At 70.4% G+C, this 1487-nt stretch carries 1 protein-coding gene; it reads right to left on the reverse strand.

Annotated elements, in window-relative coordinates; translation table 11 throughout:
- A partial coding sequence (locus tag GZ67_RS0105630; protein ID WP_029261058.1) for an MFS transporter occupies positions 1-1374 on the reverse strand: 1374 nt, incomplete at its 3' end.
- Positions 1375-1487 lie beyond the last annotated feature (113 nt).

Genomic DNA, 1487 nt, shown 5'->3' on the forward strand with positions numbered 1-1487 from the left:
GACGTCGGCCGGCGCCGGTTCGGCCGGGTTGCGGCGGATGCCGATCCACGACACCACGCCGCCCACGACGAGCAGCGCCGCCGTGACCCAGGCCGCATTGTGGAAGCCGTCGAGGTCGAGCGTGCCGCCGACGATCGTCGAGAGCATCGCGACGACGAGCAGACCGGCGACGCGGGAGATCGCGTTGTTCACCGCCGAGGCGATGCCGGAGTGGTTCTCGTCGATCGCCCCGAGGATCGCGGCGGTCAGCGGCGCGACGGTGAGCGAGAGGCCGAGACCCATCACGATCATCGCGGGCAGCACCTGCCACCAGTAGTCGAAGTCGTCTGCGACGAGCAGCAGCATGAGCGCGCCGACCGCCATGATCAGCGGACCGATGGTCATGAAGATGCGCGGCCCCCACCGGCCGGCCCACTGTCCCGCGCGGGAAGAGATCAGGATCATCAGGATCGTCATCGGGAGGCTCGCGAGCCCGGCCGCCGTGGCGCTGAGACCCGCGCCCTGCTGCAGGTAGACACCGACGACGAAGCCGTTGAGCGACAGTGCCGCGTACACGAAGAGGGTGGCGAGGTTGCCCCAGCCGAAGTCGCGCACCCGGAACAGCCACAGCGGCATGAGCGGCGAGGCCGAGTGCTGCTGGCGCCACAGGAACAGGGCGAACAGGGCAGCGCCCACGACAGCGGGGATCCAGATCGCCGGCGACTGCCACCCCATGTTGGGCTGCTCGATCAGGGCGAACACCACGGCGCCGAGGCCGAGGGCGCACAGCGCACCGCTCCACCAGTCGACCTTGATGCCGCGCGGGTGCTCCGGAAGCTTCAGGCGGGCGAGCAGCAGCAGGGTGATGCCGATGGGGATCACGTTGATGAGGAAGACGAAGCGCCAGGACAGGTAGTCGACGAACAGGCCGCCGAGCAGCGGGCCGACGAGCTGGGCTCCGGTCGTGAAGGCGGTCCACACACCGATCGCCCGGGACTGCACGTCGGCGCGCATGGTCGCGGTGATGAGCGCGAGCGAACTCGGCACCAGCAGCGCGCCGGCCGCACCCTGCGCGGCCCGGGCGATGATCAGCATGAGCGGATCGAAGGCCGCGGCCACCGCGATGGAGGCGATTCCGAACGCGATCAGACCGATGCGCATCACCAGCACGCGGCCGTAGGCGTCGGACACCGATCCGGCGAGCAGGATCAGCGCGCTCAGCGTGATCAGGTATGCGTCGACCACCCACTGCTGGGTGGTGATGCCGCCGCCGAGTTCGCGGCTGATCGCGGGCAGGGCGACGTTCACGACGGTGCCGTCGAGGAACGTCACGAACGAGGCGAGCACGGCGATCGAGATGACGAGCCGCTGGAGCGGGGCGAAGGAGGAGGCCACAGGCCGACATTACTCCCGGCGGTGGACACCCGGGCGGCGGTGGTCAGGCTGCGGGCGCGGGCGCGGGCTCCTGTCGTTCCCCGTGCGGATCGGGTCGAGGCGCACGGGGCGCC

Source organism: Microbacterium sp. Cr-K20 (assembly GCF_000708325.1).
Lineage (GTDB): Bacteria > Actinomycetota > Actinomycetes > Actinomycetales > Microbacteriaceae > Microbacterium.